The 25450-nt window shown below is 72.9% G+C and carries 20 protein-coding genes; 10 read left to right on the plus strand and 10 right to left on the minus strand.

Translation table 11 applies throughout. From position 1 onward, the window contains the following. Positions 1–129 precede the first annotated feature (129 nt). Positions 130–570: an acyl-CoA thioesterase gene (locus ACFWPQ_RS23440; protein ID WP_384037968.1), complete on the plus strand. Its 441-nt coding sequence runs from the start codon at positions 130–132 to the stop codon at positions 568–570. A 63-nt stretch (positions 571–633) separates the two neighbouring features. Here ACFWPQ_RS23440 and ACFWPQ_RS23445 read toward each other — a convergent pair whose 3' ends face one another. After that, positions 634–1785: a glutathione-independent formaldehyde dehydrogenase gene (locus ACFWPQ_RS23445; protein ID WP_384037971.1), complete on the minus strand. Its 1152-nt coding sequence runs from the start codon at positions 1783–1785 to the stop codon at positions 634–636. Positions 1786–2088: 303 nt separating this feature from the next. Here ACFWPQ_RS23445 and ACFWPQ_RS23450 point away from each other — a divergent pair, with 303 nt between their 5' ends. Continuing rightward, a complete protein-coding gene (locus tag ACFWPQ_RS23450) occupies positions 2089–10020 on the plus strand; it encodes an SDR family NAD(P)-dependent oxidoreductase (RefSeq protein ID WP_384037974.1) in 7932 nt (2643 codons plus the stop codon). 37 nt (positions 10021–10057) lie between these two features. Next, positions 10058–11554 (plus strand): tryptophan 7-halogenase, encoded by a 1497-nt coding sequence (locus tag ACFWPQ_RS23455; RefSeq protein ID WP_384037977.1) that lies wholly within the window; start codon positions 10058–10060, stop codon positions 11552–11554. A gap of 49 nt (positions 11555–11603) precedes the next feature. On the opposite strand, the gene ACFWPQ_RS23460 is transcribed toward ACFWPQ_RS23455, so the two are convergent. Further along, the gene (locus tag ACFWPQ_RS23460) at positions 11604–12833 is read right to left on the minus strand and encodes an alpha/beta hydrolase family protein (RefSeq protein WP_384037980.1); all 1230 of its coding nucleotides are present in this window, start codon (positions 12831–12833) and stop codon (positions 11604–11606) included. A gap of 167 nt (positions 12834–13000) precedes the next feature. After that, the gene (locus ACFWPQ_RS23465) at positions 13001–13288 is read right to left on the minus strand and encodes a glycoside hydrolase family 30 beta sandwich domain-containing protein (protein WP_384037983.1); all 288 of its coding nucleotides are present in this window, start codon (positions 13286–13288) and stop codon (positions 13001–13003) included. 170 nt (positions 13289–13458) lie between these two features. Between ACFWPQ_RS23465 and ACFWPQ_RS23470 the strand changes: the two genes are divergently transcribed. After that, the gene (locus tag ACFWPQ_RS23470; RefSeq protein WP_384037986.1) at positions 13459–13635 is read left to right on the plus strand and encodes a hypothetical protein; all 177 of its coding nucleotides are present in this window, start codon (positions 13459–13461) and stop codon (positions 13633–13635) included. A 297-nt stretch (positions 13636–13932) separates the two neighbouring features. Here the strand turns inward: ACFWPQ_RS23470 and ACFWPQ_RS23475 are convergent, their stop codons facing one another. The 3 genes from ACFWPQ_RS23475 to ACFWPQ_RS23485 form a co-directional block, all read right to left on the minus strand. Next, complete coding sequence (locus tag ACFWPQ_RS23475) at positions 13933–14682, minus strand: cytochrome P450 (RefSeq protein WP_384037989.1); 750 nt, start codon at positions 14680–14682, stop codon at positions 13933–13935. 29 nt (positions 14683–14711) lie between these two features. After that, positions 14712–14942 carry a hypothetical protein gene (locus tag ACFWPQ_RS23480; protein ID WP_384037992.1) on the minus strand — a complete coding sequence of 77 codons (231 nt, stop codon included), beginning with the start codon at positions 14940–14942 and terminating at the stop codon, positions 14712–14714. A gap of 92 nt (positions 14943–15034) precedes the next feature. Continuing rightward, positions 15035–16315, minus strand: coding sequence for an RNA-guided endonuclease InsQ/TnpB family protein (locus tag ACFWPQ_RS23485; protein ID WP_384037995.1), 1281 nt, complete (start codon positions 16313–16315; stop codon positions 15035–15037). A gap of 23 nt (positions 16316–16338) precedes the next feature. On the opposite strand from ACFWPQ_RS23485, the gene tnpA reads away from it, so the two are divergent. Both tnpA and ACFWPQ_RS23495 read left to right on the plus strand, forming a co-directional pair. Further along, positions 16339–16767: an IS200/IS605 family transposase gene (gene tnpA, locus ACFWPQ_RS23490; protein ID WP_266991251.1), complete on the plus strand. Its 429-nt coding sequence runs from the start codon at positions 16339–16341 to the stop codon at positions 16765–16767. A 382-nt stretch (positions 16768–17149) separates the two neighbouring features. Further along, positions 17150–18379 carry an MFS transporter gene (locus tag ACFWPQ_RS23495; protein ID WP_384037998.1) on the plus strand — a complete coding sequence of 410 codons (1230 nt, stop codon included), beginning with the start codon at positions 17150–17152 and terminating at the stop codon, positions 18377–18379. Here ACFWPQ_RS23495 and ACFWPQ_RS23500 read toward each other — a convergent pair. Both ACFWPQ_RS23500 and ACFWPQ_RS23505 read right to left on the minus strand, forming a co-directional pair. Then, complete coding sequence (locus tag ACFWPQ_RS23500) at positions 18360–19025, minus strand: epimerase (protein WP_384038001.1); 666 nt, start codon at positions 19023–19025, stop codon at positions 18360–18362. The genes ACFWPQ_RS23495 and ACFWPQ_RS23500 overlap by 20 nt on opposite strands. Then, positions 19022–19687, minus strand: a complete 666-nt coding sequence (locus tag ACFWPQ_RS23505; protein ID WP_384038005.1) for a TetR/AcrR family transcriptional regulator — start codon at positions 19685–19687, stop codon at positions 19022–19024. The genes ACFWPQ_RS23500 and ACFWPQ_RS23505 overlap by 4 nt, the downstream gene beginning before the upstream one ends. A 75-nt stretch (positions 19688–19762) precedes the next feature. Here ACFWPQ_RS23505 and ACFWPQ_RS23510 point away from each other — a divergent pair, with 75 nt between their 5' ends. Both ACFWPQ_RS23510 and ACFWPQ_RS23515 read left to right on the plus strand, forming a co-directional pair. Beyond that, positions 19763–20230: a nuclear transport factor 2 family protein gene (locus tag ACFWPQ_RS23510; protein ID WP_350788741.1), complete on the plus strand. Its 468-nt coding sequence runs from the start codon at positions 19763–19765 to the stop codon at positions 20228–20230. Positions 20231–20405: 175 nt separating this feature from the next. Beyond that, positions 20406–21932, plus strand: coding sequence for an APC family permease (locus tag ACFWPQ_RS23515; RefSeq protein ID WP_384038009.1), 1527 nt, complete (start codon positions 20406–20408; stop codon positions 21930–21932). Positions 21933–21981: 49 nt separating this feature from the next. Here the strand turns inward: ACFWPQ_RS23515 and ACFWPQ_RS23520 are convergent, their stop codons facing one another. After that, positions 21982–22734 carry a YoaK family protein gene (locus tag ACFWPQ_RS23520; protein ID WP_384038013.1) on the minus strand — a complete coding sequence of 251 codons (753 nt, stop codon included), beginning with the start codon at positions 22732–22734 and terminating at the stop codon, positions 21982–21984. Between the two features lie 111 nt (positions 22735–22845). Next, positions 22846–23781, minus strand: coding sequence for a LysR family transcriptional regulator (locus ACFWPQ_RS23525; protein ID WP_384038017.1), 936 nt, complete (start codon positions 23779–23781; stop codon positions 22846–22848). On the opposite strand from ACFWPQ_RS23525, the gene ACFWPQ_RS23530 reads away from it, so the two are divergent. Then, positions 23767–24435, plus strand: coding sequence for an MFS transporter (locus tag ACFWPQ_RS23530; RefSeq protein WP_384038020.1), 669 nt, complete (start codon positions 23767–23769; stop codon positions 24433–24435). The genes ACFWPQ_RS23525 and ACFWPQ_RS23530 overlap by 15 nt on opposite strands. Positions 24436–24465: 30 nt before the next feature. After that, positions 24466–25428 carry an alpha/beta fold hydrolase gene (locus ACFWPQ_RS23535; protein WP_384038022.1) on the plus strand — a complete coding sequence of 321 codons (963 nt, stop codon included), beginning with the start codon at positions 24466–24468 and terminating at the stop codon, positions 25426–25428. The last annotated feature ends 22 nt before the right edge of the window (positions 25429–25450 follow it).

Here is a 25450-nt window from a genome sequence, read left to right on the forward strand (position 1 = left end):
CCCCTCAGTCGTATTGACTTCACGTGACGATCGTGAAAAATACGAGATACCAGATCTCGGAAGGACACTTCTTTGGCTGCTCCGGCTCCTCAACCCGCTGACGAGGTCCGAGCCGTCCACCGGTGCCGGGTGGAGTGGCCGGACACCGACGCCTCCGGGCACTACCACAACTCGGCGGTGGTGCGGTTCGTGGAGGCGGCCGAGGCCGCCCTCGTGCGCGAACGGGGCGTCGTCGGCTATTTCGGTGCCGCACCACGGGTGCGCTACGAGGTCGACTTCACCGCCCCGCTCTGGTTCCAGCAGGAGGTGACGACCGTCCTGACCGTCGAACGTGTCGGCACCTCCTCGATGACGTTCCGGTTCGAGGTGTGGGGCGAGGAGATCGACGGCCGCTCCCGGCAACTCTCCGCGTCCGGCCGTTACACGGTCGTGCACGTGCCGCAGCGGGCGGACCGGGCGAGTGCTCCCTGGCCCGCCGAGTGGATCACCGCCCTCACCCCTGCTCCGGTTCCGGCTTCGGTTCCGGGTGCCGGGACGGGCGGGGGCGGCTCCCGGCAGCCACAGCCGTAGCCTCAGCCGTGCGCGGCGGGCCGGTCACGGGTGGCGGCCCGCCGCACCGTGTCGTCGCCGCTGCTACGCCGCGAGGGCGTGTCCGGGATGCAGGACGACCTTGGTGTAGCCCTCGATCCGCTGGTCGAACTTCTCGTAGGCCCTCGGCGCCTCCTCCAACGGCAGTTCGTGGGAGACCACGAAGCTGGGCTTGGCCCGCCCCGCGATGATCAGGTCGCGCAACTGGCGGTTGTACTGCTTGACGTTGCACTGGCCGGTGCCCATCCGCTGCCCCTTCTCGAACATCCTGCCGATGGACACCAGCAGCTGGCCGTGCTTGGCGTACTCGTCGGGTCCGCCCGGGTCGGACGGGACGTACAGGCCCGGTACACCGAGCATGCCGGTCGGCCGTACCGTCTCGACGAGGGTGTTCAGGACGACGGCGGGTTCCTCGTGGCTCGCGTCGTGCGCCTGGGCCTGGTAGCCGACGGCGTCGACGCCCTTGTCCGTTCCCTCGCCCCGGGTCTGTGCCTTGATCTGTTCGGCCGGGTCGCCCTGGGTGAAGTCGATCGGTATCGCGCCGATCTGCTCGGCCTTGGCGAGCCGCTCGGGCACGCGGTCGACCGAGAACACCTTGGCCGCGCCGCGCAGCAGCGCGGAGTACGCGGCCATCAGCCCGACCGGACCGGCCCCGAAGACGGCGACGCTCTCGCCCGGAATCACCTGGGCGAGCTCACAGCCGTGGTAGCCGGTCGGGAAGATGTCCGCGAGCAGCACGAAGTCCGTCTCGAACTCGTTGCCCGGCGGCAGCTTCAGGCAGTTGAAGTCGGCGAACGGCACCCGCAGCAGCTCCGCCTGCCCGCCCTTGTAGGGGCCCATGGCCACGTAGCCGTAGGCTCCGCCGGCGAAGCCCGGGTTCACCGTGAGGCAGAAGCCGGTCTTGCCGGCCAGGCAGTTCTTGCAGAAGCCGCACGCGACGTTGAAGGGCATGACCACCCGGTCGCCCTCGGACAGCGAGGTCACGCCGGAGCCGATCTCCTGAACTATGCCGAGGTTCTCGTGTCCGAAGACGATGCCCGACTCGGCGGCCGTACGCCCCTCGTACATGTGCAGGTCGGATCCGCAGATGGCGCTCGACGTGACCCGTACCAGCACGTCGTTCGGGTGCTGGATGCGCGGGTCGTCGACGTCCCTGATCGTGACGCTGAAGGGCTTCTCGTAGACAACGGCTTTCACCTGGCTCACCTCCGCGTCGAACGCCGGGCGACGGCGGACCACGCGGACGGAGGCCTGGCCATGGGGAACAGCCGGGACGGCGCCCCCGGTGCGTGCCGCGACCCTGGGCGCTCTTGTTTCACCATCGGATACCTCCAGAAAACGCCGATCGCACAGACGCTGCAACCCCGTCCCCGACATCGCCCTCCTACCGGGAGAACGCCCGGCCCAGCGAGCCGGGGACGTCCGCGGTGCGGTCGGCCGTAGGCTCGCCAACGGGGACGGGCAGCAGGGGTGTTGGCACCGAGGGGGAGCCTGGTGGGAATGACGGGGGCGTCGGATGTGCGGCCCGTGGCGGAACTGCTCGTCGAGAACTCCGAGCGCTACGGCGGGAGGGTCGCCTTCGCCGATGACCGGCGGACGGTGAGCTGGGCCGAGCTGGAGCGCAGGACCGCCCGGTTGGCGGCCGGGCTGGGGGTCGGCCGCACGGCGCGGGTGGCCTTCTGCCTGGGTGACGGCGTGGAGCTGGCCGAGGGGCTGCTGGCCACGGTTCGGGCCGGCGCGGTGGGGGTGCCGCTGAGCTCCCGCGCCACGGACGCCGAGCTCGCCGGGCTGCTGGCCGACTGCGATCCGGCCGTGCTGGTCACCGACCCGCACCACCTGTCACGGATCACGCGGCTGACGGCCGGACGTCCCGTCCGGCTGCTGGTCACCGGTGACGGACCGCTGCCCGACGGGGTCACCGCCTGGGAGACGACGGCCACGACACCGGCGTCCGCTCCCCCGGACGATCTCGGCCTGGACGAGCCCGCCTGGCTGCTCTACACCTCCGGGACCTCCGGCACCGCCAGGGCCGCGATCTCCAGCCAGCGGTCCGCACTGTGGTCCTCGGCCGCCTGCTATCTGCCCCGGCTCGGGCTGTCGGCGGCGGACCGCGTCCTGTGGCCGCTGCCCCTCTCGCACACCTACGCCCACTCGCTCTGCGTCCTGGGCACCACCATGGCTGGGGCGAGCGCCCGGATCACCACGGCCCGGGAACCGGCCGCACTGGCACGCCTGGTCGCCGAGTACGCACCGACCGTGCTGGCCGGGGTGCCGCTCACCTACCGGCAGTTGCTGGACGCCGGCCTCGGTGCCGTGCCCTCGCTGCGGCTGTGCGTCACGGCCGGCGCACCCAGCGACCCCGAGCTGCGGGAGGAGACGGAGGCACGGTTCGGCGCCCCGCTGCTGGACGGCTACGGCAGTACCGAGACCTGCGGCAAGATCGCGGTGGAGTCGCCCACCGGACCCCGGGTGCGCGGCAGCAGCGGGATGCCGCTGCCCGGCATGGAGGTGGCGGTACGGGCCGTCGCGCCGGAGCGGGCCGGCGGGACCGACAGGGACCGCGGTGCCAGCGGTGACGGTGGCGACGGTGAGATCTGGGTCCGCGGCCCCGGCGTCATGCTCGGTTACCACAACCGGCCCGAGGAGACCGCCGCCGCCCTGCGCGACGGCTGGTACCGCACGGGTGACCTGGGCCGGCTCGACGGGCAAGGCTTTCTGACCGTCACCGGCCGGGCGGGCGACCGTATCGTGCGCGGCGGCGAGAACGTCGACCCGGCCGAGGTGGAGCGGGTGCTGTGCGGTCTGCCCGGGGTGCGGGACGCGGCCGTGGTCGGGCGGGCCCATCCGCTGCTCGGCGAGGTTCCGGTGGCGTTCGTGGTGCCGGACCGCCCGGACCTCGACCTCGATCCGGTGCCGCTGCTGCGCGCCTGCGCCGCGGTGCTCTCCGCGCACAAGGTGCCCGAGGAGGTGCTGCCGGCCCCGGCGGTACCGCGCACCTCCGGCGGCAAGCTGCGCCGGGCCCTGCTGCGCCAGGCTCTCACCGACCGCCCGGCCGATCCGGGGCTCGCCGAGCTGGCCGGCCGGACGCCCGGTGAGCGACGCGCCGCGTTGACCGACCTGGTGTGCGCGGAGACGGCGGGGATCCGGGGGACGGCCGCCGATCCGGGCACGGCGTTCGCCGACCTCGGTCTGACGTCGATGGACGCCATGACCCTGTGGCACCGGCTCGGCACCCGCACCGGGCTGCGGCTGCCGGCGACGCTGGTGTGGGACCACCCGACCCCGGCCGCGGTCGCGGCCCACCTGGACGCCCTGCTGTACGGGGCGACCGGGCCGGTATCCGCAGGAACAGCCGGGACCGCCGCGGGCGCAACCGCGCCGGACGGAATCGCCGGGGTCGGGCCGCGGCGTGGTCCGGAGGCCGAGCCGGTGGCGATCGTGGCGGTCGGCTGCCGCTTTCCGGGCGGTGTGAGCTCGCCCGAGGACCTCTGGCGCCTGGTGGCCGAAGGCCGCGACGCCACCGGTGAGTTCCCCACCGACCGCGGCTGGGACCTCACCTCGCTGCACCACCCCGACCCCGACCGGCCCGGGACGACGTACACCCGCCGCGGCGGGTTCCTCGACGGGGTCGCGGACTTCGACCCGCTGTTCTTCGGCATGTCGCCCCGCGAGGCGCTGGCCACCGATCCCCAGCAGCGGCTGCTCCTCGAAGTCGCCTGGGAGACCTTCGAACGGGCCGGTGTCCCGGCGCCGGAGCTGCGGGGCACCGACACCGGTGTGTTCGTCGGCCTGATGCACGCCGGCGGGTACGGCGGCGGACGGCCGGCGCACGAGCTGGAGGCCCAGCTCGGCGTCGGCTCGTCGCCGAGCGTGGCGTCCGGCCGGATCTCCTACGTCCTCGGGCTGCGCGGTCCGGCGCTGACCCTGGACACGGCGTGTTCGTCCTCGCTGGTGGCGCTGGATCTGGCGGCCCGGTCGCTGCGGGCCGGGGAGTGTTCGCTGGCGCTGGCGGGCGGGGTGACGGTGCTGTCGAACCCGCGGCCGTTCGTCGTGTTCAGCCGGCTGCGCGGGCTGTCGCCGGACGGACGCTGCCGGTCGTTCGCCGCGGGCGCGGACGGCACGGCCTGGGCCGAGGGGGTCGGTCTGGTGCTGCTGGAGCGGCTGTCCGACGCCCGCCGCAACGGCCATCCGGTGCTGGCGGTGCTGCGCGGTTCCGCCGTGAACTCGGACGGCGCGTCGAACGGCCTGACCGCCCCCAACGGCGAGGCACAGCGCGACCTGATCCGGCTGGCGCTGGCCGACGCGGGGCTGGCGGGGTCCGACGTCGACGCGGTCGAGGGGCACGGCACGGGCACCGCGCTCGGCGACCCGATCGAGGCGGGCGCCCTGCTCGCGACCTACGGGCAGCACCGTGACCCGGCCGACCCCGTGTGGCTGGGCTCGGTGAAGTCGAACCTGGGGCACACCCAGGCCGCGTCGGGGGTGGCGGGCCTGATCAAGATGATCGAGGCGATGCGCCACGACGAACTGCCCGCCTCGCTGTACGCGGAGCGGCCGTCGCCGCACGTCGACTGGTCCGGCGGTGCGGTACGACTGCTCGACCGGGCCCGCCCGTGGCCGCGCCGCGACCGTCCGCGCCGGGCGGCGGTCTCGTCGTTCGGCATCGGCGGCACCAACGCCCACGTGATCATCGAGGAGCCGACCGAGATCGTCCCGGCGGACCGCGCGGCGGCCGATGCGGACTCGGCCGCGCCGCCGCCCCGTCGGCTGCCGCCGATGCCCTGGCTGGTCGGCGGGGGTGACGAGGCCGGGATGCGGGCCCATGCCGGGAGGCTGGCGGCCGAGCTGGCCGGCGTACGGGACGACGCGGACGCCCTGGACGTCGCGCTCTCGCTGGCCACGACGCGGACCCCGCTGTCGCACCGGGCCGCCGTCCTGGCCCCGGACGCCGAAGGCCTGCTCAGGGGGGTGCGTGACCTGGCCGCGGGCGCCGACGGTCCGGCCCTGCTGCGAGGCACCGCGCGCCCACGGCCGAAGGTGGCGCTCCTCTTCCCCGGCCAGGGGGCCCAGCGCCCCGGGATGGGCGGCGGGCTGCGGACGGCCTTCCCCGCCTTCGACCGGGCGTTCACGGGTCTGTGCGAGGAGTTCACCCCGTGGCTCGACCGCCCTCTGCTGGAGGTGATCGACGATCCGGGTCTCCTGGACCGCACCGACTACGCGCAACCCGCGCTCTTCGCCTACGCGGTCGCTCTGCACGCCCTCCTCGCCGGCTTCGGCGTACGGCCGGACCGGCTGGTCGGGCACTCGGTCGGCGAGCTGGCCGCCGCCCATGTCGCCGGGGTGTTCTCCCGGGCCGACGCGGTACGGCTGGTCGCCGCGCGCGGCCGGCTGATGGCGGCCCTGCCCGCCGGCGGCGCGATGATCGCCGTCCGGGCGTCGCCGGCCGAAGTGACGCCGCTGCTCGACGGGGTTCCCGGGCGGACCGTGGCGGTCGCGGCGGTCAACGGGCCGGAGTCGGTCGTGCTCTCCGGGCCCGAGGACGCGGTGACGGCGCTGGCCGCCGCCGTCGGACGGCCGCAGCGGCGCCTGCGAGTGAGCCATGCCTTCCATTCGCCACTCCTGGACCCGGTGCTGGACGGGTACCGTGCGGTCGCCGAGTCGGTGACCTACCGGCGGGCGGCCGTGCCGGTCGTGTCCACGCTGACCGGGCGTGCGGAGACGGACGCGCTCGCCACGGCCGGGCACTGGGTGCGGCAGGCCCGTGAGACGGTCCGGTTCGCCGATGCGGTGCGCCTGCTGGCCGAGGAGGGCGTCACGGCCTTCGTCGAGGCCGGGCCGTCCCCCTCGCTCGGCGTGGCGGCCGAGGAGTGCGTCGGTCCGGACGCGGGTGCGGTGTTCGTGTCGTGCGCAGACGCCCGGACGACGGTCGAGGCCCTGGCGGCGCTGCACGTGCACGGGGTCGGGGTGGACTGGCGGTCGGTGTACGCCGACTCCGGTGCCCGACGGCGTCCCCTGCCCACCCACCCCTTCCGGCGGCAGCGCTACTGGCTGGACGCCGTCCGGCCGCGGAGCGGGTCCGGCCATCCGCTGCTGGGCGAGCCGGTGCCCGATGCCGACGGGCCCGTGATCCGGCACACCGGCGTGCTGTCCCTCGACCACCATCCTTGGCTGGCCGACCATGTGATCGGCGGCCGGGTGGTGGTCCCGGCGACCGTCTTCGCCGAGCTGGCGGCCCGCGCGGACGGCTCCGCCGGGCCGGTCCGGCTGGCCGAACTCGCGCTCCGGGCCCCGCTCGTCCTCGCCCCGGGGCAGGGGGCGCAGGTGCAGGTGGTGGCCGGGGCGCCGGACGGGACGGGCGGGCGGCCGGTCACCGTCTGGGGCCGCCGGGCCGACACGAGCGAGCCATGGACCCGGCACGCCACCGCGACGACCGCCCCGGCGGAAGAACCGACCGCAGCGCAGAGAGAAGCGCTGACCGAGGAGACGCCCGGCGCCTGGCCGCCGGTGGGCGCGGAGCGGATCGCCGTCGACTACGAGCGCCTCGCCGCCCACGGCCATCGCTACGGGCCTGTCTTCCGCGCCGTCACCGCGCTGTGGCGCCGGGACGACGAGACCTTCGCCGAGCTGGCGCTGCCTCCCGGGGAAGCGGCGACCGCAGGGTCCTACATCCTGCACCCGGCCCTGTTCGACGCCGCCCTGCACGCCGCGCTGCTGGCCGAGGAGCCGGGGGAGCCGAAAGCGCCGGTGACGTGTTCCGGGGTGACGGCGTACGCGACCGGCGTCGCCGCCGCGCGAGCGGTCGTACGACGGCTCGGTCCGGACGAGTTCCGCGTCACCCTCAGCGACGGGGCCGGACTGCCGGTGGCGGCCGTGGAGTCCGTGGTCACCCGGACGATCCCGGCGACCCGGCCGCCGGCCGAGACGTACCGGCTCACCTGGCGGCCCGTGACCGTGCCCCCGGCCGACGGCGCGACCCCGGAGCACGAGCTGCTCGATGTGGCCGGGCCGGCCGCCGCTCTGCCCCCGGACACGCCGGTGCCCGACCGGGTGCGGGCGCTGCTCGGCGCCGTGCTGGAGCGGGTGCGGGAGTGGACCGCCGACGCACGGCCGGGCCGGCTGCTGGTCCTCACCCAGAACGCCACCGGGGACACCCCGGACCTCGCCGAGGCCGCCGTCGCCGGGTTCGTCCGCAGCGCCGGGTCCGAACATCCGGGCCGGATCGTGCTGGTCGACCGACAGGGCGCAGCGGCCACGACGACGGCCCTGCCGACGGCCACGACTGCGGCCTCGACCCCGACCTCGACTGCGGCCGTGGCGGCGGCGCTGCGCTCCGGCGAGCCCGAACTCGCCCTGCGCGCAGGCGTCGCCATGGCTCCCCGGCTGGCCCCCGCCGATCCGCCGACCGCCGAGCCCCCCGACCTCGATCCCGAGGGGACCGTCCTCGTCACCGGAGGCACCGGTGCGCTCGGGGCGAGCCTGGCCCGGTACCTGGTCACCGAACGCGGCGTCCGGCACCTACTGCTGGCCGGCCGCGGCGGAAAGGCCCCGGACTGGGCGGACGAACTGGCCGCCGACGTACGCGTGGTGGCGTGCGACGTGAGCGACCGGACTTCCGTGGACGCGCTGGTCGCGTCCTGCCGGCCGCCGCTCACCGCCGTCTTCCACCTGGCCGGGGTGGTGGACGACGGCGTGACGGCCGCCATGACGCCCGAGCGGATCGCGGCCGTGCTCGCGCCGAAGGCGGACGGTGCCTGGCATCTGCACGAGGCGACGAAGGACCTGGACCTGGCCGCCTTCGTGCTCTACTCCTCGGCCGCGGGTGTGCTCGGCAGGCCGGGGCAGTCGAACTACGCCGCCGCGAACGGGTTCCTCGACGCGCTCGCCCGGTACCGGGTGGCCCGCGGCCTGCCCGCACAGTCGCTGGCGTGGGGGCCGTGGACCACGGCGGGCGCGGCCGGCATGGCGGGCCGGATCGCGCCGGACCGGCTGCGCGAGGGCGGTGTGCTGCCCGTCGGCGAGCGGGAGGGCATCGCTCTCCTCGACGCCGCGCTGCGCCGTCCTGAACCGGTCCTGGTACCGGTGCCGCTGGACCTGCGGGCCGCGGCGGGACCGGACGCGCCGCCCGTCCTCGCCGACCTGCTGCCGCGCAGCCCGGCGGCGGCCGACGCGCCGCCCCCGGCCGACGCCGCCCGGGCGCCCGGTGCCTGGCGCGAGCGGCTCGCCGCTGTCGCGCCGTCCGAACACCCCGAGCTGCTGGCCGAGTTGATCCGCGCCGAGATCGCGGCGGTGCTGGGCTTCCCGGACCCGTCCGCGCTGCCCGCCGAACGCTCCTTCACCGAGATCGGCTTCGACTCCCTCTCCGCCGTGCAGGTCCGCAACCGCCTCAGCGCGTTCACCCGGGTCCGCCTGTCGCCCACCGTCGTGCTCGAGTACCCGACGCTCCCCGAGCTGACGGCACACGTCCACGGGGTGCTGCTCGACGAGGACGCGGTGCAGGGACCGGACATGGGGGCGGAGTCTGCCGTCGCCCCTCGGCAACCCCGGCCCGAGTCCGAGGCCGAGGCCGAACCCGTGCCCGCGCCACAGACCGCCGCTCCCACACAACTCCCCCACGCCCCCTACCGGTTCAGCCCCCTCTACCACCGCGTCCTGCGCGAGGAAGGGCCGAAGGAGGCGATGGCGCTGCGCTTCTTCGCCGCGTACGCCCTGCCGGTCTTCTCCGGCGGGGAGCGGGCCCGGCACACCGTGCCGCCGCTGCAGCTCGCGCACGGCGACGGCACCCCGCTGGTCTACCTCCCCGACTACATGGCACCGCACCTGCGCCTGCCCACGGGCCTGGCCGGGCAGTTCGACGGCGAGCGGGATCTGCAGGTGCTGGAGCATCCCGGTTTCGGCACCCGGCGGGCCGTTCCGGACAGCGTGGCCACGCTGGTGCGGGCGCACGCCGACACCGTGCGCTCGCTGCCCGTCGAGCGGCCGCCCGTCCTGGTCGGCTACTGCGCGGGCGGCGCGATCGCCCATGCCGTGGCGCGGCAGCTGGCGGCGGAGGGCGAGCCGCCGGCCGGGGTGGTCCTGCTCGACACCCATGCCGGGGTGCTGCGCCGTGGGGACGTGCGCGGGCAGGCGCTGATGTCCGCGGGTGCCGCGCTCGACGCCGAGGTGGTCGACCGGCTGGACGACTCCCTGCTGATCGCCGGAGGCGGGTACGTCCGGGTGATGGAGAGCTGGCGGCCCGAACCGTCCCCGGTCCCGGCCCTGTTGCTGCGCGGGAGGCCCACCGCGGAGATGCTGCGCAGCGCTCCCGACGACGACTGGCGGCCGCACTGGCCGCTGCCGCACGAGGCCGTGGACGTGCCGGGCGACCACTACTCCCTGCTGCACCAGGACGCCGGCAGCACGGCCGCGGCGATCCGTGCCTGGCTGACCAGGTGACCACCGCCCCCGCCTCGTTCGGAAGAGGAGATACTGCATGACTTTGCGGCACGAGGAGTACGAGCAGTACGACCTGATCGTCGTCGGTGGTGGGCCGGCCGGGTCGACCGCCGCGACGGCCGTGGCCCGGCGCGGGCACCGCGTGCTTCTGCTGGAGCGGGAGACCTTCCCCCGTTACCAGATCGGCGAGTCGCTGCTGCCCGCCACGGTCCACGGCCTGTGCCGTCTGCTGGGCGTCGCCGACGAGGTCGCGGCGGCGGGTTTCACCCTCAAGCGCGGCGGGACCCTGCGCTGGGGCCGGGATCCGGAGCCCTGGCAGTTCTCCTTCGCGACGACGCCCCGGCTGCCGGATCCCACCGCGACCGCCTTCCAGGTGGAGCGCTCACGGTTCGACGAGATCCTGCTGCGCAACGCGGCGCGGGCGGGCGCCGACGTCCGCGAGGGCTGCCCGGTGCGCCGGGTGCTGAGCGAGGGCGGGCGGGTGCGCGGTGTCGAGTACACCGGCCGGGACGGCACCCCGCGCACCGCGCACGCCCGGTTCGTCGTCGACGCGTCCGGCAACACCAGCCGGATCCACGGCCGGGTGGGCGGGGCACGCGTCTACTCGGACTTCTTCCGCAACCTCGCCGTGTTCGGCTATTACGCGGGCGGCCGCCGGCTCCCCGCGCCGAACGACGGCAACATCTTCTGCGCCGCGTTCGACGCCGGCTGGCTCTGGTACATCCCGCTGCGCTCCGACCTGACCAGCGTCGGGGCGGTGATCGCACCGGAGCACTACGCGGCCGTGCAGGGCGACCCGCGGGCCGCGTGGCAGGACATGATCAAGGCCTGTCCCGAGGTCGACCGGCTGCTGACGGACGTACCGGTGGCGACCGAGCCGCCGTACGACCGGGTCCGGGTGCGCAAGGACTACTCCTACTGGAAGACGTCCCTGTGGATCCCGGGCATGGCGCTGGTCGGCGACGCCGCCTGCTTCGTGGACCCCGTGCTCTCCTCGGGCGTCCATCTGGCCACCTACGGCGCCCTGTTGGCGGCCCGCGCGGTGAACGCGGCCCTGGAGGGCAGGGTGCCGGAGGAGCGCGGCCTCGCCGAGTTCGAGGCCCGCTACCGCCGGGAGTACGGGGTGTTCTACGAGTTCCTCGTCGCGTTCTACGACATGGAGCGGGACGAGGACTCGTACTTCTGGTCGGCGAAGAAGATCACCCGGGTGGACGTCGACGAGGCCGCCGCCTTCGCCGAGCTGGCCGGGGGTGTGGCGTCGGGTGACACCGGGATACCCGGCGCCGGCGGGCTCGGCGTCCGGTGGAGCACCTCGGTGGCCGAACTGGAGGGCGCGGTGGACCGGTTGGCCGCTTCCGGCGACCGTACGAACCCGCTCCTGACCACCCGGGTCGTCACCGAGACCTTCCGCACCGGCAAGGACCTCCAGGAACAGGCCCTGTACGGGGCACCGTTGGACGGCCCGGCCCGGTCGCCGTCCGCGTCCGGGAAGCTCGGGGTCACCGACGACGGCCTGTGCTGGCTTCCCGGGTGACTCCCCCGGCATCGGCCGGGGAGACGGCCGCTCACTCCGCTCACGCCGCTCACCGGGCGAAGGGCTGCACCTCCGGCAGCCTGCCCGGCAGCCCGGTGTCGTTCCGGCCGCGCAGCCGGCGGTCGAAGAAGGAGGCCAGGCAGGCCCGTTCGGCAGGAACGGCGCGGGCCGGAGCGATGGTGCCGATGAGATTCACGACCGTTTCCCGCGGCAGACCGAGCCCGCGCGCGATCTGCGGGACCATCGCCTCCTCGTCGGTGAACGTGGCGTGTTCGGCGCCGCGCAGGGTCAGGCCCTCGCGCGGGCCGCGGCTGTGCCGCCACAGGGCGTTCCAGGACGGGACCGTGCTCAGGTCGTTGCCGTCCTTGCCGATCAGCAGGAAGGGGCGGTCGAGGCCGTCGACGGCGACGGTCGAGAGGTAACCGTGGTCGCCGTCGTCCTGGACGTAGGCGACGACGCCGTCCAGGTTGGCTCCCGCCGCGATCCGCCGGTCGTCGTGCATCGCCTGGAGAGCGGTGAAACCGCCCGCCGACTGGCCGAACATGCCGATGCGGTTCCAGTCCGGGGTGCCGCGCAGTTCCCGGGGCAGTGCGCGCGGCAGTTCGTCGAGCAGGAAGCGGGTGTCCGCCACCCGCACCTCCATCGTCTTCCTCAGGAGGGCCCTGATGCGCTTCTCGTCCGGGAAGGCCTTGTCGTACTCCGCGGGCAGCACGGTGCGTTCGACCCGGCCGTCGGGGAACTGGACGGCGGCGGCGTCGTAGGTGTGGTCGAGCATCACCACGACGTAGCCGCGGGAGGCGAGGTCGTCGCAGAGGGTGGTGCCGAGGGAACGCGGGTCGCCGGCACCGGGCGAGTAGCAGACGACCGGGTACGGGCCCCGGTCCCGGTCGGCCGGGGCGCCCTCGTGCGCGTGGGTGCGGGTGGCCGCCCAGTCGACCTTGTCGGCGGGCACGCCGGCGAGGTTGTTCACGGCGGCGAAGCCGGCGGCCTCGCCGGGCAGCATCTGCGGTGCCCGGGGGTGGCCGCCGGTGTCCCGCGCCGGGTAGCGGATGCTGATCATCAGCTCCCGGTACGGCTGTGCGGTGATCCAGGGATCGGCGCGTGCGGTGTCGACGAGACGCACGGAGACCGTGCCCACCGGATGGGGCCCGCTGGGCGTGGGCAGGGTCAGCCGCACCCGTCCTGCCGTGCGCGGCGCGGCCGACGCGGTGCGCACGGAGACGGCGGACAGGGTGGTGGCGACGACGGCCGACAGCAGGGCGGTGCGGCGGGTGAGCAAGGCAGGCCTCCTTGGCTGCGCAGACCGCACAGGCCGCGCAGACCGCGCAGACCGCTCGGACGGCTCGGACGGCTCGGACTGCGTGTGTTCCGCGACGCCTCTCAGCTTTGTGGACCGGCCCGGCCGTCACCATCCGGCAGGCCGGTCGTCGCCTCCGGGGGTTAGCCCTACGCCCGCCCGTGCCACCGGTAGGTGGCGAAGGAGCCCGCCGGTACGGTCGTCACGAAGCTCTGGCCGCCGACGGTGACCCGGACCCTGCTGTCCGTGCCGTTGCCGTTGCCGAGGACGGTGACGTATCCGCCGTCCCGGGTGCGGTAGACGACGTTGCTGACGCCGTGATCCGTGGCGCTGGACTCCAGGCGGACGTCACCGGGCGCGAGGTACTTCGCGAACTGCCCGAGCCCGTACAGCTCGTCGCGGACCGTGAACCTCCTCGTCCCCGTGTCGACGGTCACCAGCCGGTCCTTCCACTTGGTGGTGGCCGCGACCTGGTCCCAGTCGATGTTGTTGTCCCGGGCCGGTGTCCAGTGCAGGGTGCCGCCGTCCCGTCAGCCGGAACCGGTCGAGTCCGGCGCCGTGCTCGGGGTCGACGAGCAGCCGGACGGCCGCCGCACGCTCGGCGGGGGTGAGCTTCCACAGGTTGGAGACGCTGGTCTCGTCCAGGGAGAAGCCGATGCCGGTGTACTTCTGCCGGAGGGCGGCCGGGTCGGCGACCACGGTGGCGTCGACGGCACCGCCCTGGTCCGCGCCCGTCCTGACGATCGGCAGGGGCTGCCACGCCTGCGTGCCGCCGGTGGAGTAGGTGCCGGTGACGACCTGGCCGTGCCCGGCGCTCCCGTTCGCTGGTGGGCCGGTCCGTGCGGACAGACTCGCGCCGATGAGTGGCAGTGTCATGACAGTGACGGCCGCGATCGCGGTGATCGTACGTCTCACAGCAACTCCTGGACTCTGTGGGGGTGTCGGGGGTCGTGCCGTGCCGAACCGAGATCCAAGCAATATCCGTGATGTTAAGTCAAGGTGTGAAGAAAGGGTTTCGCGAAGGGTGGTGCCGAGTGCGGGCGACGTGGATCCTGCCGCCCGCATCCGGTTCCCGCCGTGGCTACGGTCGTCCGGCGACCCGCATCGGGAGCCGGGCGGGGCTGAGCGTGGCGCGCCGCGGTGCCGGCTCGACCGGGCCCCGGAACTCCGGGGTCAGGGTCCAGCGGGCCGCGATCGTGGCCAGCGCCAGGGTCGCCTCGGTCATCCCGAACGTGTCGCCGATGCACTTGTGGACACCGCCGCCGAACGGCACGAACGCGTCCTTCGACACGGATGCGGCGCGCTCCGGCAGCCAACGGTCCGGGTCGAACCGGTCGGGGTCGGCGAACACTCCGGGGTCGCGGTGGAGCAGGTAGGGGCTGTAGGCGAGGCCGGTGCCCGCCGGCAGGGCGTACTGGGCCGCCAGTACCGACACCAGGTTCTGCACCACCGGGAAGTTCCGCTCGGCGGCGCGGGCGACCTCCTTGTCGTAGGAGGTCAGGTCGTTGTCCCAGCCGATGAGGACCGCGGTCATCTCGCGCAGGGTGCGGGCCCGGCGGCCGGCCCAGTCGGCGGCGGGCACCTCGTAGCCGCAGGCGATGTCGGTGAAGACGACGCAGGGGTAGACCCCGGACTGCTTCAGCCACATGGCCACGTAGTCGTCGAGGGAGGGGATCCGCCCCTCCGCACGGTTGGCGGCCTCCCAGAGCAGCCCGTCGAAGTACTCGACGTTGGCCTGCACCCAGCGTTCGGTCTGGACGTCGGTGGCCCGCTCACCGACGTCCAGCCGCAGGTCGCGCAGGGCCTGGGCCCACGGATTGTCGGGCAGCAACGGAGCCTGCGGGTCCTCCGTGATCCTGGTCAGCCGGGCCAGCAGTGGATGTACTCCTCGGGCGGGGTGGCGCCCGGCTTCTCGTCGCTGTGCACGTCGTCGAACGACTGGAGCCACATCACCTCCTTGCCGGGGAGTACCAGCAGGTCCGGGTCGGCGTCCGGTAAGGAGCGTCCGGGGAAGGCCGGGAAGTGCGAGCGGGCGAAGTAGTCGCGCTGGGTGGGGCTTTCGAAAAGCCCGAACTTGTCGAGCCACTCCACGACCGTGCGTTCGGCGGCCGCGGTGTGGGGGGATTCCGCGGAAGGTATCGGACATTGAAGTGCTCTCCCGGCTGAAGCCGGGAGATTCCTGCTTACCTCGCGGCAGCGGGCTTGACGCGCTTCGCGCGCCTGACGACTGCCCTCCCGGCAGCCGGGATGAGCGCGAGGCCCATCCGGTACAGGTGCAAGACGTTCCGGGCTGCGTTGTGGTCGGCGTTGCCCGACCAGCCGCAGTCCGGGTTCTTGCACACGAACACGGCCTGACTCTCCCGGCTGCCGGACGTGGTGAAGCCGCACGCTGAGCAGCGCCTGGAGGTGCCGGGGGCGGGGACCTTGACCACGGTGCCGCCGAGCTGGGCGGTCTTGTACGTCAGCATGGTGACCGTCCGGCACCATGCCTCCCCGCTGATGGAGCGGTTCAGCCCAGCCTTCTGGGCAACGTTCTTCCCCGGCTCCTCGATGGTTCCCCTGGCCGACTTGACCATGTTCGTGATGCTGAGTGCTTCGACCACGACGGTGCCGTATGTGCGGGCGATGACGGTGGTCGTCTGGTGCTGCCAGTCCAAGACCCGGCGCTTGGCTTTCGCGCGCAGTCCTGCGATCTGGTCATAGGTACGGTGCAGCCGGCGGCTGGTGCGCTCGCCGGGCTTGCGGTGCTGCTTACGCTGCGCGGCACGCTGCTCCAAGTACAGGAGCCTTGCCTTCTCCTTGCCGGTCAGCCATGCGCCGTGCTCGTACGTTTCCCCGTCCGACAGGGCTATGGGCACGGTGACGCCCACGTCGATACCGACGTCCGGCCCCTGGTGGGGACCGGGTTTGACCTCCAGGGTCTGAACACGAAAGGCGAGGTGCCAGCCGAGCACGTCCTTGATCAGTCGTGCCCCGGTGATCCGGTTCTCCGCGCCTGCACGCTTGCCGACCGGAAGGTCTTTGGTCCACCGGAAGCGGACTCGGCCCATCTTGGGAATGTTGACCATGCCCCAGCGGCGGTGCACGCGGGTGATGTTCAGGTCCCGGCCCTGCGGGATGTCCACGGACATCGCCGTGCGGAACCGGCCCTTGAAGTTCGGGGCGTCGGCGCGGCCCTCCCAGCAGTTCTTCCACGCCCGGAAGTACGTCTTGAGTACCGCTTGCGCGGCCTGGGCGGGGAGGGCGGCCAGGAAGTCGATGTCCTCACGGGCCTGTCGGATCGCGGCGTCCGCGTTCGCGAGTGTCCGCTTCTCCTTCGGCATCATCCGCCACCACGCGTGCAGCAGGTTCCACATCGTGCGGGCCGCGTGCGCCTGGCCGTCTGCCTTCAACCTCTCGGCAGGCGACAGCGCAAGCCGGGCACGGTGCCCGAACTGCCGCTTGACCAGGGTGTTGTGACTCACAATCGAGACCCTACCATTGGTTTATGTCACCCCGCTGGAACCCTAATCCCGATGTCAGAACTGGTCGCCATGTTGTTTACAACCTGCACGTTCACTTGGTTTTTGTCACGAAGTACCGGCGGAAGGCGTTCACCGACGCCATGCTGACCCGCACAGAAGAGATCATGCGGGAAGTCTGCGCCGACTTCGAGGCCGAGCTGAAGCAATTCAACGGCGAACAGGACCACGTCCACCTGCTCGTGCACTACCCGCCCAAGGTCCAGCTCTCCAAGCTGGTCAACTCCCTCAAGGGCGTCAGCTCCCGCAGACTCCGCCAGGAGTACGACAGTCATGTCCGCCGGTACCTGTGGGGTGGACACTTCTGGTCCGGCTCCTACTTCGCAGGATCATGCGGCGGGGCACCCCTGACCGTCGTCAAGCAGTACATCGAAAACCAGCAGCGCCCTGTCTGACCTTCATCCCAAGGGCGCAGAGCACTCCGGCGCTTCGCGCCTCCGGGCCAAGGATGGCCTTCACCCCCGCCCTGAAGGGCGGAGCACTGGCCAAGATCAGAGGTAGAACGGCGGCACGGCAATCATGGGAATTCCACTCGCTTTCCGAGGTGGCGCACCTGCGATCGGCTGCGTTCGGCCGTGATCGGCTGTGATCGACAAACCTCGAAAGGCTACGACGCCGTCGCCCCGGTCGCTGTGCCGGTCGGAGTCAATTGCCTTGCTGGCAGCCCGAGTTGGCACAGAAGGGCAACCGGGACCCGACCGTGCCCGGATCGATTCGTCCAAGCCCCGTCGATCTTTGTCCATGGACGGGGCCGCCGCCGGCGGTGAGGGTCGGTCCATGGGTGGATTCGGGGCGCGCCGGACGCCGAGCGGCCTGATCGCGCTGGCGCTCGGCGGGTTCGGCATCGGGCTCACCGAGTTCCTGGTCGCCGGTCTGCTGCCGCAGGTGGCGTCGGACTTCGCGGTGTCCGAGGCGACGGCGGGCCGGCTGATCTCCGGGTACGCGCTGAGTGTCGCCGTCGGCGCCGTCGCACTCACCGCGGCGACGGCACGGCTGCCCCGCAAGCAGGTCCTGGTCGGCCTGCTGGCGCTGTTCGTCGTCGGCAACCTGCTGTCCGCGATCGCGCCCACCTTTTCCGTGATGCTGCTCGGGCGGATCGTCGCCGCCCTGTGCCACGGCTCGTTCTTCGGCATCGGCTCGCTCGTCGCGAGCGGTCTGGTGGCGCCGGAGCGGAAGTCCCGCGCGGTGGCGGTGATGTTCGCCGGGCTGACGCTCGCGAACGTCCTGGGTGTGCCGTTCGGTGCGCTGGTGGGAGAGCGCTGGGGCTGGCGGGCGGCCTTCTGGGCCGTCACCGCGATCGGCGTGCTGACGCTGGCCGGCATCGTCGCCCTCGTCCCCGGCCGGGCGGGCCCGGTGCCGGAGGGCGGGGCACTCGGTGGACTGCGGGTCCAGTTCCGCGCGTTCCGCTCCGCGCAGGTCTGGCTCACGCTGGCCGCCACCGCGCTCGGCTACGGCGGGATGTTCGGGGCGTTCAGCTACATCGCGTACACCTTCACCGAGGTCGGCGGGTTCTCCCCGGACGATGTCGCCTGGCTGCTGATGGTGTACGGCGTCGGCCTGGTCGTGGGGAACCTGGTCGGCGGCCGGGCCGCGGACCGCGACCGGGACCGCGCCCTGGTCCTCGCGCTCCTCGGACTGGCCGTCACCCTGGGCCTGTTCGGCCTGCTGGCCGGCAACGCCGTGGCGTCGGTGGTGCTGGTGTTCCTGATGGGGGTGGCCGGGTTCGCAGCCGTCCCCGGCATGATCACCAGGGTGACCGACGCCGCCCACGGGGCGGCGCTGGCGGCGAGCGCCAACGTGTCCGCGTCCAACGTCGGCAACGCCCTGGGCGCCTGGCTCGGCGGCCTGGCCATCACCGCGGGCCTCGGCTACACGGCACCGCTCTACACCGGTGCCGCGCTCGCGCTGGCCGCCCTGGCCGTCATGCTCGTGGCCGTACGGCAGGGCGCCCTGTGGCAGGGCAGGTCCTCGGGGCGGGAGCGAACCGTCAGGCGCCCAGGCGGTTGATGTCCTTGCTGTACAGCACCCTGCTCGCGGTCACGCCCGGGCGGGTCAGCGCCAGCATGGCGCGGCCGAGGTGCTCGGTGGTCGTGGTGTGGGCGGGGACGAGGCGGTGCAGCAGGGGGTAGCACCAGGAGGTGAGGGTGTACATGACGCGGTAGGAGCGGGTCCGGGAGACCGCTCCGTGGCGGGGCTGGATGTAGCCGGGGCGGAACATGTACGCGTTCATCGGCAGGGCGAGCAGGGCGTTCTCGGTACGGCCCTTCACCCGCGCCCACATGGTGCGGCCCTGTTCGGTGCTGTCGGTGCCCTCGCCGGAGACGTAGGTGAAGGTCGGTCCGGGACTGGCGGCGAGCACCGTGTGGGCGGCGGCGAGCGTGAAGTCGTGGGTCACGCGGGTGTATTCCGGCTCGCTCATGCCTGCGGAGGAGACGCCGAGGCAGTAGAAGCACGCGTCCAGGCCGGTCAGCCGGTCGGCGATGGCGGACAGGTCGGTGAAGTCGTCGTGCAGGATCTCGGTCAGCTTCGGGTGGGTGATGCCGAGCGGGCGGCGGCCCACCACCAGGACACTGCCGACCGTGGGGTCCAGGAGGCAGGCGCGCAGGACGCCCTGTCCGACCATGCCGGACGCACCGAACACGACGACGTTCACGAGGATCTCCGTTGCTGGGAGGCGGCGTCCGGCGTGGAGCCGGACGTCCACCAGGCGGGGGCGCAGGCCACGGCCGCGTCGACCAGGTCGTCCTTGGTGACGGACGGGTCGCCGAGCCAGGCCTTGATGGCCCCGGCGAACCCGTGGGCCATGAACTGGGCGATGACCCGCCGGTCGGCGCCGCGGACGCCGGCCGGCTCGGTGCGGGCCAGGAACGCCAGGGTGTACTCGCCGAAGTGCCGTACGAGTGCCTCGTAGACACCGCTGTCCGCGGGGTCGGCCAGGGAGTTCCGGTAGACGTCCGTGAACCGTTCGACGTGGTCGGCGACCCCGGCGGTGGCGAGCCGGAGCAGTTCCCGGGCGGAGTGTCCGCCCTGGGCCCGGACCTCGTCCTCCCGGCGGTGGGCGCGTTCGAGGTCGTCGTGGAGGACCTGGATGAGCGGGTCCAGCGGGGTGCTGTAGCGGTTGTAGAAGGTCGCCCGGGTGACACCGGCCCGGTCGGCGAGCTCGGCGACGGTGATCTGGGAGACGGGACGCTCCGAGGCCAGCTCCACGACGGCCTGCTCGAAGGCGCGGACCGTTCGGGTGATGCGCGGATCGATCCGGTCGTTCAGAGCACTGCCCTCCTGGACGTCCTGTGCGAGGCCGTTGCGTGACCACACCGGCAGTGCTTTTATACCCCCATCAAATAGACACCTGTCAAATAGATGGGTGCGGCACAGCAGGAGGAACCCCTCATGGCCGCCCACACCTCAGTCTCCCCGCAGGAGGCCGCCGACCGGCTGGCCATCCGCGAGCTGGTCGACGCCTACGCCCACTGCGCGGACCGGCGGGATGCCAAGGGCCAGATGAGTCTGTTCACGGAGGACACGCGCTTCCTGGTGTTCATGGACGCCACGGCGGCGCAGCCGACGCAGGAACTGCACGGCCGCGACTCCCTCGCCCCCGTCTTCGACAACCTCAACACGTACCGGACGACGACCCACTTCAACGGCCAGAGCACCGTCTCCCTGGACGGGGACCGCGCGACCGGCGAGAGCTACTGCCTGGCCCACCACCTCTCGGTGGCGGACGACGGCCGTCGCACCCTGATGATCGCGTCGATCCGCTACCTCGACGAGTTCGTGAAGCAGGACGGGGAGTGGCTGTTCGCCGAGCGCCGTCTGCTGGTCGACTGGACGGAGACCCGCCCCTCGACGCCCTGACCGGCGCCGGAAGGCGGGGCGGGCAGCTCGGGGCGCAGCGTTTCCGGGAGATTTCCGGGGGCTATGAGTGCCCGAAACGATGGTCACGACTTGGGTCCGACCGCTTGTGTGCTTGTGCGGCGCGGCGGATCATTGGCCGAATTCCGCCCCTCACCCGAGCATGCAGGAGTTCCTGGTGACCGCTGGCCCCATCGCATCCGAGCCGGTCGACGCGCCGGCCGCTGCGCAGGAGGAACGGCAGAAGCTGCGCAAGCACTTCGGCCGTTTCGACATCCTGTTCTTCCTCCTGTGCACCATCGTCGGGGTGGACACCATCGGAGCCGTGGCGTCGTCCGGCGCCGAGGCGTTCACCTGGCTGATCGTGCTGGCCGTGGTGTTCTTCGTGCCCTCCGCGCTGCTGATCGCCGAGCTCGGAGCCGCCTTCCCCGACGAGGGCGGCCCCTACATCTGGACGAGCCGGGCCTTCGGGCGGCTGGCCGGTGCCGTCAACAACTTCCTGTACTGGATCACCAACCCGGTGTGGCTGGGCGGCACCCTCGCCGTCTCCGCCGTCACCGCGTACACCACCTTCTTCAACGACGGGAAGGACCTGAGCACCCCCGCCTTCTACGTCTTCACGATCGTCTTCGTGTGGGTGGGCGTGCTCGCCGCGATCCTCTCCTTCGACGTCGGCAAGTGGATCCCGACCATCGGTGCCTGGAGCCGGTTCGTACTGCTCGGCCTGTTCACGGTCACGGTCGTGGTGTACGGGATCCAGCACGGTCTGCACGGTTTCGGCATCGGCGATTTCTCGCCGACCTACGCGGGGTTCGTCGGCCTGGTACCGGTCCTGATGTTCAACTACGTCGGCTTCGAGCTGCCCAACACGGCCGGCGACGAGATGACGAACGCGCAGAAGGACGTCCCCTACGGCATCTTCCGCAGCGCCGTCCTCTCCGTTCTGCTCTACGCGCTGCCGATCCTGGGCATCCTGCTCGTCCTGCCGGTCAAGGCGATCACCGGCCTCGGTGGCTTCGTCGACGCGATCCGGCAGGTGTTCACGGTGTACGGCGGCCACGTCGCCGCCGACGGCACGCCCACGCTCAGCGGGTTCGGCACCGTGCTCGGCGACCTGGCCGCGATCATGTTCATCCTCACGGTGCTGTCCTCGGGCGTCACCTGGATCATGGGTTCGGACCGCGCCCTGGCCGTCTCCGGCTACGACGGCGCGGCGCCCCGCTTCCTCGGCGTGATCTCCAGCCGGTTCGGCACCCCGGTGCGGGTGAACATCCTCAGCGGCCTGGTCTCCACCGGCGTCCTGATCCTGGCCCACCAGCTGACCAACGGCAGCGCGGCCAAGCTCTTCGGCGCGGTCCTCGGGCTCGCCGTGTCGACGACCCTCGTCAGCTACCTGGGCATCTTCCCGGCGCTCCCGTTCCTGCGCCGCAAGTACCCGGACACGCCCCGCCCGTACCGGGCCCCGTTCCCCTGGGTCATCAGCATCGTCCTCACCCTGCTCATCCTCTTCGCCAGCGTGCAGCTGGTCGCGCCCGGCGCCGGCGACCACTGGTTCGGCGCCGACTACGCGCCGGACGGCTGGACCCACGCCGAGCGCGGGAAGTACCTGCTGACGGAGCTGGTGCCGCTGGTCGGGTTCATGCTCCTCGGTGTCCTGTTCTGGGCGCTGGGGCGGCCGACCCGGGCGGCGGCCCGCGGGAAGTAGGCACGGCGGCCGACCGGGCCCGTCGTGCGCCCCGGCGTCCGCACGCCGGTCACAGCGGGTCGGTCCACCTCGCGTCCGAGCGGGCCAGGGTGAACGCGGTCAGCGTGCAGCCGGCGAGGAGCAGGGTGGCGAGCAGCAGCGGCAGGGACGCGTCGCTGTGGCGGACGGCGAAGGCGCCGGCGAGGGCTCCGGCGAACATCGCCAGGATCGAGAGGGCGCGGCGGCCCGTCCTGCCGCCGTGGCCGCCGGCGGCCCTGCTGTCAGCGGCGATGCCGGTGATGGTCAGGGTCAGGACGGTCGTGGTCAGGTCCGGCACGGCGAGGGCGCGGGCCGTCGCGTTCTGGATGCCCAGCGCGAGACCGAGCAGCGCGATCAGCGGGTAGCGGGCCCCCGCCGCGTCCAGCGGGGCGTCGTACCGGGCGACGACGTAGGCCGCCAGGACCAGGGCCGTCTCCAGGACGAGCGCCAGGTGCAGGACGCGGCCCCGGTGGGCCCGGCGGGCGTGGGCGATGCGGCCGCCCACCAGGGCGCCGGCCCCGAAGGCGGCAAGCGCGGCCAGCGAGGCGACCAGGGAGAAACCGGCGGCGCCCGCGATCGCGAAGCCGGAGAAGACGACGTTGCCGGTCATGTTGGCGACGAAGACGTGGCCGAGCACCAGGTAGCTGAAGGCGTCCACGAGGCCGGTGACCACGGTGAGGGCGAGCAGCACCGGGGGCAGCGGGCCGTGCCGGTCGGCCGGGTCGGGCAGCACGGTGGCCCGGGCGTCACGCACTACGGGCCGGACCGCATCCTTGATCGACATGGTGGTCCATTCGGGTCGGGAACGGGGGCGCGCCGCGTTCGGTGCGTCCCCTCAAGCCTCCGGCGGACCCGGTCCCCCTGTCCAACATATGGATCCGGACGCAGCGATCGTTCATGCCGATCGACGGGTGGCGTGCCGGTCGAGGACGTCGAGGAAGGCGGCGCCGGCCGGTGCCAGCCGGGTGCCGTCGTAGACCACGCAGATGTCGTGCACGGCCTCGTCGTCCGTCAGGCGCAGCATGCGGGCGCCGCGGGGCAGGTCGTCGGCGGTGTCGAGGCCCAGCAGGGAGCCGGGGCCGACGACGGTGGAGCGGGGGACGACGGTGACGCCCACCCCGCGCACGGCGAGCCGGATCATGTCGTGGATCTGGCCGACCTCGAAGTGCCGGCCCGCCTCGACTCCCGCGCGGGCGAAGGCCGCCTCGACCTGCCGGCGCAGGCCGCTGCCGCGGGAGAACTGGATCAGCGGGTGGCTGTCCGGCAGTTCGGCGAGGTCGATGGCCTCGCGGTCGGCGAGGGCGTGCTCGCGGGGTACGACGGCGACCAGCGGGGCGCTGCCCAGCATCCGGCGGTCCAGTCCCTCCGGCACCTGCCCGGGGCCGAGGCCGACCACGGCGACGTCGAGGGTGCCGGCCAGGACCGCGGCGGCCATCTGCGAGCTGGGCGCGTTCGACACGCGCAGGTCGATGCCGGGGTAGCGGGCGCGGTACTCGGCCGCCACCTCCACCATGTCGAAGGACACGGCCATCGTCTGCACCAGGCCCAGCCGCAGCCGGCCCCGGTGCAGCCCGGCCAGCGCGTCGAGGGCGGCCTGGGCGTTGTCGACGTCGGCCAGGATGCGGCGGGCCAGCGGTTCCAGCAGCTCGCCGGCGGCGGTGAGCCGTACCGACCGGCTCGTGCGGTTGAACAGCGGGGCGCCGACGTCCTTCTCCAGCCGGGCGATCTGCTGGCTCAGCGCCGACTGCGCCACATGGCAACGGGCGGCGGCCTGGGTGAAGTTGCGGGTGTCCGCGACGGCCAGGAAGTACTTCAGATGCCGCAGCTCCATGACGTCAATCTCTCCCGCCGATGCTTCGCCGTCAATCGATGCGCCCGGCAGATCCTTCCCGGGGGGGGTGCGGCACCCGGGCGCGCCCGCGTGGCTGCCCGTTCGGGCAAAGGCCGAGCCGGGACGGCCTCCTCGCTTGCGGCGGCTCGGTTTCGGCGCATAAGAAAGCCGCGTAGCAAAGCCAGGAAGGCAACGCCCGGGACGCCCGGCCCGGCACCTCTCTCTCGCGGAGCAGCGACATGGCGGTCACCACGAAGGCGGCAGCGTCCCGCCGGCGCGTCCGTCCCGCCCGCTGACGGCGAGGGGTTCCTCACCGCCCTGTACGCGGCCCGCCGTTACGTGTGGAACGCCCCGGGCGTGCGCCGGGTGCTGCTGCGCACCGCGCCGTTCATCCCCGGTGCCGCCGCCGTCTGGTCGCTGCTGCCGCTGGTCGCCGGTGACTCGCTCGGCCTGGGTTCCGGCGGGTACGGTCCGCTGCTGGCCGCCGTCGGGTACGGCGCGGTGGGCGGCGCGTTCCTGCTGCCCGGCACCACGCCCGAGGCCACGCACGCCTTCGACGCCGCCGCCGTCGCGGGAAGGGGGCGCAGACCGCCCGCGCCGCCTCCGCCGGCTCCGGACGCCTCCCCCGCGTCCGGAGCCGGGCAGGACGGGTAGCCGAAGATCGTTGCGCGTACGCTCGTGCACATGGTTCAGCATCGAATGGTCGACGTGAACGGGATCCGGCTGCACATCGCCGAGGAGGGTTCCGGCCCGCTGGTAGTGCTGCTGCACGGCTTCCCCGAGTCCTGGCACTCCTGGCAGCACCAGTTCGGCCCGCTGGCCGCGGCCGGCTTCCGTGTGGTCGCCCCCGACCAGCGCGGGTACGGAAGCAGCGACCATCCCGCGGACGTCGAGGCGTACAGCATCTTCCACCTGGTCGGCGATGTCGTCGGGCTGATCCGGGAGCTGGGCGAGGAGCGGGCGTTCGTCGTCGGGCACGACTGGGGCGCCCCGGTGGCCTGGCACACCGCGCTGCTGCGGCCGGACCTGGTGCGCGGGGTGGCCGGGCTGAGCGTGCCGCCGCCGTTCCGGGGGACGAATCCTCCGCTGAAGACCATGGACGAGAGGTTCGGCGGCCGCTTCTACTGGAACTACTTCGACCGCCCGGGTGTCGCCGACGCCGAGTTCGGCCGGGACCCGCGCACCACGCTGCGCAAGTTCTTCACCATGGCGTCCGGGGAGGGCGCCGGCTCGGGTGAGGTCCGGCAGCCGCTGGTCGACCCGGAGCGCGGCTGGCTCGCGGACATGCCCGATCCGCAGACCCTGCCGCAGTGGTTCACCGAGGCGGACCTCGACGCACTGACCGAGAGTTTCTCGCACGGCTTCACCGGCGCCCTCAACTGGTACCGCAACCTCGATCGCAACTGGGAACTGACCGCCCCCTGGCAGGGCGCGGTGGTCACCCCGCCCGCGCTGTACGTCTACGGGGACCGCGACCTGGTCCCGGCCTTCCCCGGCACGCCCGAACTCATCCAGCGCCTCCCCGCCCTGATGCCGAACCTGGTGCGCGAGCCGCTCAAGCTGGCGGGCTGCGGGCACTGGACCCAGCAGGAGCGGCCGGACGAGGTGAACGCGGCGCTGCTCGACTTCCTCAAGTCCCTTTCCTGAGAGCACCGTTCAGGGCACCCGG

This window comes from Streptomyces sp. NPDC058464, assembly GCF_042721035.1.
In the GTDB taxonomy this organism is placed as follows: Bacteria; Actinomycetota; Actinomycetes; order Streptomycetales; family Streptomycetaceae; genus Streptomyces.

Excerpts from the sequence above, each read along its gene's own strand:
- ACFWPQ_RS23530 (WP_384038020.1), top strand. The coding sequence starts at position 23,767 with ATGCCGCAGCTCCATGACGTCAATCTCTCCCGCCGATGCTTCGCCGTC.
- ACFWPQ_RS23535 (WP_384038022.1), top strand. The coding sequence starts at position 24,466 with ATGGTTCAGCATCGAATGGTCGACGTGAACGGGATCCGGCTGCACATC.
- tnpA (WP_266991251.1), top strand. The coding sequence starts at position 16,339 with ATGTCACCCCGCTGGAACCCTAATCCCGATGTCAGAACTGGTCGCCAT.
- ACFWPQ_RS23525 (WP_384038017.1), bottom strand. The coding sequence starts at position 23,781 with ATGGAGCTGCGGCATCTGAAGTACTTCCTGGCCGTCGCGGACACCCGC.
- ACFWPQ_RS23450 (WP_384037974.1), top strand. The coding sequence starts at position 2,089 with ATGACGGGGGCGTCGGATGTGCGGCCCGTGGCGGAACTGCTCGTCGAG.
- ACFWPQ_RS23520 (WP_384038013.1), bottom strand. The coding sequence starts at position 22,734 with ATGTCGATCAAGGATGCGGTCCGGCCCGTAGTGCGTGACGCCCGGGCC.
- ACFWPQ_RS23455 (WP_384037977.1), top strand. The coding sequence starts at position 10,058 with ATGACTTTGCGGCACGAGGAGTACGAGCAGTACGACCTGATCGTCGTC.
- ACFWPQ_RS23510 (WP_350788741.1), top strand. The coding sequence starts at position 19,763 with ATGGCCGCCCACACCTCAGTCTCCCCGCAGGAGGCCGCCGACCGGCTG.
- ACFWPQ_RS23495 (WP_384037998.1), top strand. The coding sequence starts at position 17,150 with ATGGGTGGATTCGGGGCGCGCCGGACGCCGAGCGGCCTGATCGCGCTG.